Origin of the sequence: Stygiolobus sp. RP850M, assembly GCF_037389295.1 — an archaeon.
Taxonomy (GTDB): domain Archaea; phylum Thermoproteota; class Thermoprotei_A; order Sulfolobales; family Sulfolobaceae; genus Stygiolobus.
The window spans coordinates 1-5,228 of the sequence record NZ_JBBHKU010000003.1; the positions used below are offsets into that span (position 1 = coordinate 1).

A 5,228-nucleotide genomic window follows, 5' to 3' on the forward strand; every position below is an offset into this window, starting at 1 on the left:
TAACAGATACACAGCTACAAGGATTGTCAACATTTTTATAAAACCGTCAGGTACTGATGTGGGCAGTAAAATCAGCTCGTTGTTGTTTTCACTCTTTTCAATGAAATGTAGTCTTATATTTCCGTCCTCAGTGAAAACCGGTCTTAGAGAGATGTTGTTTTCAACTAAGAAATCATAAACTTGTTTAGTGTCATTAATTCTAGACAAGTTATTGCTTATCACCTTAACTAACCCGCGACCGTTTTCATCTAACGCTTCTGGGAATGTGAAATAGACTGGAGATACTGCTGTTTGAGGAACTATTCTGAACACTCCTACGTCATTTAGGAAATTCGTCATGAAATTAAAGAGTTCAGGTGGAAGGGTGGCACTGAGATTTAATGCTATTAGAGGTTGTGCAAAAAATAAGTTAAATACACTTAAATTAGGAGGAATTGTTATCTCTTTATTTTCATATCTTATTACGTTGCCTCTTCTTTCCATGCTGTAAGAGTCGAAATTTATAATTTCCTTTTTTATCTGCAACTTATTTAGCGAAATCTCATAATGGTAATCTTTACCCTTATATTCACCATCGATCTCAAAGGAGATGTCCAAATTCTCATCTTGCATAAATACAACGTTCTTGTAATCTCCCCATCGAATGAAGGGATAAGGTGGGTAAGATAGAGGTCTTATAAGTTGCTTTAGAAAACTAAAAGCGTCGACAAGATTAGTTTTACCAGAACCGTTAGGCCCTACAACGATACTTACTTTCCCAAACTCAAACTCACTGTCACGGTAACTCTTGAAGTTTTCTATCTTTAATCTTTTTATCACATGACACAATAAGAAATCTCGTTTAAAGCTCTTGCTTTGTTGACGACTTTACGCTTTAATATTTTCTGGCATTAAGCTATAGGGTTTGGGCTTCATAGGATTTCATATTATTTAATATCAATCCTCAGCCCTTGGACTTCAGCAGAGTCACGGGGACATTGCCCCCTTTACACCGTTTGTCCCTACACTTTCATTTCAATCATTTTATGTTCAATCATGATCAAGTGCAGGGACTAGGCCCTCAACCATAGGTGGGTCATGGGACTCCTTCGAGCCCAACGGCACGGGGCTCACATCTCCGTAATCACTCCCACACTTTTGCCCACATCGGCGTGAGAGATCATCATTTATTAACAAAAGTTTGTTACAAACAGACAAAAAGATTTCTATCAACGTGAAAAAGGATTCAGCCCATCACGGCTACATTAACAAAAATTTATGAGTCAGTAGTAGCCAAGGTTTAAAATCCTTCACGGAGCTTGTATTACTATGAAGTTATACTTATCTAATCTAGGTCCCATAAAGCACGGTGAAATCGAGTTAGGTGACATCACGCTTTTCGTTGGAAAGCCCAACACTGGCAAAAGCACTGCTATGAAAGCGCTATTTTATTCCCTTTACTGCCCAGGCAATCTCATTAAACTAAAGCAGGACAGCATTGAGGTAAAGGATAATTTGTTTCTCCTACACTTCACTATCGACAGAGAGGGAACGAAAGAAAACTACAAGAGTTTCATAAGTGATTCATTACCAGAAGGGGAGTTTAAACTAGAACCTATAAACGTTTTGGATTTCATACTTACTCAAAAACTGAGTTATGAAGAGGAGTACAGACCATCAACGTTACCTCCAATGTTTTTTACGAAAACGTGTAGTGATGAGGATATGAAACGTTTAAGGTTTTCCCTTAGCAACACAATTTACAAAATCAGCGTCAACGGTGATAAAGGAGAAGTTAAGGTTGATGTCTCTGATGTAAGTGAAACCTGCTTAAAGGATAACGAAACTCTTTCATCTATTTCCACTATTATGTTGAATATTGCAGAACAACTAGTAAACTCCCAGTACTGCATAGGGTTTAACGAGTCTCTAAGCAAAAATGGAATCAACGGCGTTGTCTACATTCCTTACGGTAGGTCTTTCTTAGCGCTTCAGAAGTTTATATTACAAGAAATTTTGAACTCTCCCACGTCGCCATCGCCTTCCCCCTTTTCGTTGTTGGAAAAAATATCTAATATAATTAGAAGAGAATTGGTAATGGCAATAAACCCCCCGTTTAAAATTACAAGACCTAATTATCTGACGGAATACTTCAAGGGCTTAACTACATACAACGAGAAAGTATTCAACTTGATAAAACCGCTATTGAAAGGACAAGTAAAAAATGATGGCGGGAACTTAGTTTACACTGAGGAAAATAAGAAAATACCGTGGGAGTACGTTTCAGCTTCAGTACTAGAGATCGTAAGTTTCTTGCTCTCGGTAAAGGTGGGGAGTCTGATATTGTTTGAAGAACCTGAAACACAACTACACGAGGAATTACAACTACTAATGGGTATGGTTCTTTACGCTTTATCCTCAATTAACCGTATCGTGATTTCTACTCACAGCCAGACTATAGTTTCCACTATCGCCCACCTGAGTATGTTAAAGCCCACTAAGGAGGAGTTAAAGGACTTGTTTGAGGACTTGAAAGTGAAGGATTACGAGGCGTTAGCAGAAGCCGTAGAAAAGGCTAATGAAAAAGTTAAGGTTAAAGTATATCACTTTACCGAGGGAGAGGTTAAGGATGTGAGTATCGACTATGTCGTGAGGGGTTTGCCTGGTACTAAGGACGTATTGGAAAAGGAGTTTAGGTGGTTTTCATCACTTCATTCGAAGAGATTGTTCGGGCAAAAGTGACGTAGTTTACTCGAGTTAAGAAATCCTATTAGAGGCGTTCGAACAAAGGTGAGAGATTATGGTAAGTTTAAAGGTCGAGAAGGGAGTACTTGAGGAAAATTGCTGCAAGTTTTTCATAAAAGACGATAATGTGTTACTTTTTATAGACATGGAAGAGGCTTTTAGGGGACTAAATAAAGTAGAAGATGAGAATTTAAGAAAATTTTACACTGGTAACTTAGAGGAGATTGGCATTAATTCACGTGAGCACTGCGATGCTATCGAAATAGTGAGAGATGCAAAAGGCGAACTGATAATTAAAATCATTGAATTAACAGCAATGCAGGGCAGGGATCTTCCTACGTTACTAAACAAGATGAATTTTTGCGTAGCATTTATAAACACTCTAGTGAGGAGGTCTTTGAATTTAAGTGCTAATAATGTGAGATACGTAACTGTATTTGTGGTTAACCCTAATGACGTTGACAAGGTCAAGGAATACATCGAGAGAAATATGGATATCATAACTAACACCTATCGCTGGTTATATTATTTTACCAACACGTTAGTACCGGAAGTGATACCATGTGGAAAACTGTCCAACTAAATTAGGAAGTTTATCGGCCTAGCCTAAAGTTTATTCTGTTAAAGAGAAAATAGATATTATGTCCATAGCATGATAATTGAGCTACTCAGGGATTAATCCTTCTATTGATAGTAGCTATCTTCATTTAAACAGTAGCTCTGATCGCTTTAACCTTCCTAGCCATTAAAAGAAACTAGAAAAAGAAGTATAAGGGGGCTATCCATCCCTTGAAGAGGCTTTACACCCCTAATCCTCCTTTTCTCTGTAATCAGCTTATATTGCATTTAACTGAAGTAAGCTTCATATTACTTTGTTAGTATGATAAAAGTATGAAGATAGTACTTTAAAACTAAAAGATGAGTACTATGAAATAGCCGAGCAGATGGTTGAAATGGGTTTTGGCTAAAAACGAGGCATTTAACTTATACGGCATAAATAGGGCTGTGGAAGAAATAGAAAGGAAAAAGAAAGTAAAGAATTGACCGAAAAATGATTAAAAAAGGTTTACCTTTCGAGTTACCTACATCTAACGACGTCATAAGTGATAGAGAACAATTTTATCCACAATTTTATCGCTGCTCTCATTTACCATAATTTCGTCATCAGTAAAGGATTCACCAGTGGAGTGTTGTTAAATTCATGGATATGTTGAAAACTCAGCCGATAGACGTTGATGAGGTTTCTGAGTCCTACACTTCCTCTATCAACCCGTTTAACGGTGAGAAGTTGAGGAAGGGAAAGCAAGTAGTGAAGAAGGTTATCAAAGTTTTTAACCCCTACCTGATGACGGCTCTGCTCACGAGGGCTGGGGATTAAGGTTTTCAAGGTGAACGCTAGGTACTTGGAAAGCGGTGAAGTTCTTCTGGGTAGACAACTAAACGCATCGCTAGACATATACCTCAAGATGTTAGGGTTTCCACCTCTTTTTTACTTCCACTGAGAGTAGGTGGGTCGGGGTTATCCCGCTAGAGGGACGGAGGGGTATGAACGGGGCAATGCTCCGTGACTCTATTGAAGCCCAAGGGCTGAGAATTGGATACAAATTCATGAAAGTTCAATGAAGCCCAAACCCCAGTTTAAATACAGATATAGTTAGGAGGTCAGTAAACTGTCTAAAAATCGGATTTAGATAATTATGATTTCAGCTCCCAATTACCTTCTCAGCGTTCTCTAGCAATTTTTTAACCCCTTCTAGGTAAGGGATTATATCAGTTACACTGAGTTTAGACTCGTGAAAACCCCAAACGTGAAGGAAATATGCACTACTCCACCCATTAACTACCCATTCACCCAACATTTTTGAAAGAGAGGCCGATGCACTACCTAAAGTGTAAGCATACCATCTCCCTTCCTTAACAGCTTGTTGATACTCTGGCAAATTAAACTTCTCCGCTAAAGCTTTAATAGCTTCCTCAGCAACCTTATACGCCTTTTCAGAAGCCTGTACCGAATCGCCTTTCTTTAAGTACTCCTCGGCCTCGTCCATATATTTCCTAGCTAGGGTAAGTCTAAGCTTTATTCCCTCTTGAGGGTCTTTCCTCGACATTGCTGTAATTATTAAATCCTCAACATCAATTCCCATCTCTTCAGCTTTTTTTATTAACTCTTCCATCATAAATTACCTAGTTAAGGACAAAAATATACTTAACGAGATGTACACAACTTGAGGTTTTACCAATTATTATATTGGAATACAAAACTTCTCATTTTTCAAGTGGTGTTGCATAAAAGTGTTTACCCGTGGCGTAACTTTTCCTTACTTTTAATTACTTCTAATTCCGTTACGGGCACCCCCTATATAGGTTTTACTAGTCGAGGAGAGAGTGTGGACAACATTTTCACTCATTTGAAATATTTACATTTATTATCACCCCCTTATCTAACAAATACACCGGGCAGTAAAGGATGTTATAGATAAGGAAATAGGTTGCGAACCATCTCT

Annotated in this window: 5 protein-coding genes and 2 pseudogenes; 3 read left to right on the plus strand and 4 right to left on the minus strand. The window is 38.1% G+C overall.

Going from position 1 to position 5,228, the window contains the following annotated elements:
* Positions 1-819, minus strand: an 819-nt coding sequence (locus tag WIW52_RS00040) for an AAA family ATPase (RefSeq protein WP_337707765.1), incomplete at its 3' end; no start/stop codon positions are given.
* 210 nt (positions 820-1,029) lie between these two features.
* On the minus strand, positions 1,030-1,212 hold the full coding sequence (locus WIW52_RS00045; RefSeq protein WP_337707767.1) for a hypothetical protein: 183 nt from the start codon (positions 1,210-1,212) through the stop codon (positions 1,030-1,032).
* 96 nt (positions 1,213-1,308) lie between these two features.
* Between WIW52_RS00045 and WIW52_RS00050 the strand changes: the two genes are divergently transcribed.
* The 3 genes and pseudogenes from WIW52_RS00050 to WIW52_RS00060 form a co-directional block, all read left to right on the plus strand.
* Positions 1,309-2,721, plus strand: coding sequence for an AAA family ATPase (locus WIW52_RS00050; RefSeq protein WP_337707769.1), 1,413 nt, complete (start codon positions 1,309-1,311; stop codon positions 2,719-2,721).
* 58 nt (positions 2,722-2,779) lie between these two features.
* Positions 2,780-3,307 carry a hypothetical protein gene (locus WIW52_RS00055; protein ID WP_337707771.1) on the plus strand — a complete coding sequence of 176 codons (528 nt, stop codon included), beginning with the start codon at positions 2,780-2,782 and terminating at the stop codon, positions 3,305-3,307.
* A gap of 588 nt (positions 3,308-3,895) precedes the next feature.
* Positions 3,896-4,347: pseudogene (locus tag WIW52_RS00060) on the plus strand (IS200/IS605 family accessory protein TnpB-related protein); the annotation flags it as partial.
* An 80-nt stretch (positions 4,348-4,427) separates the two neighbouring features.
* Here the strand turns inward: WIW52_RS00060 and WIW52_RS00065 are convergent.
* Entirely contained in the window at positions 4,428-4,898 is a 471-nt protein-coding gene (locus WIW52_RS00065; RefSeq protein WP_337707773.1) for a PaREP1 family protein, read from the minus strand.
* Between the two features lie 226 nt (positions 4,899-5,124).
* A pseudogene (locus tag WIW52_RS00070) lies at positions 5,125-5,228 on the minus strand (IS6 family transposase); the annotation flags it as partial.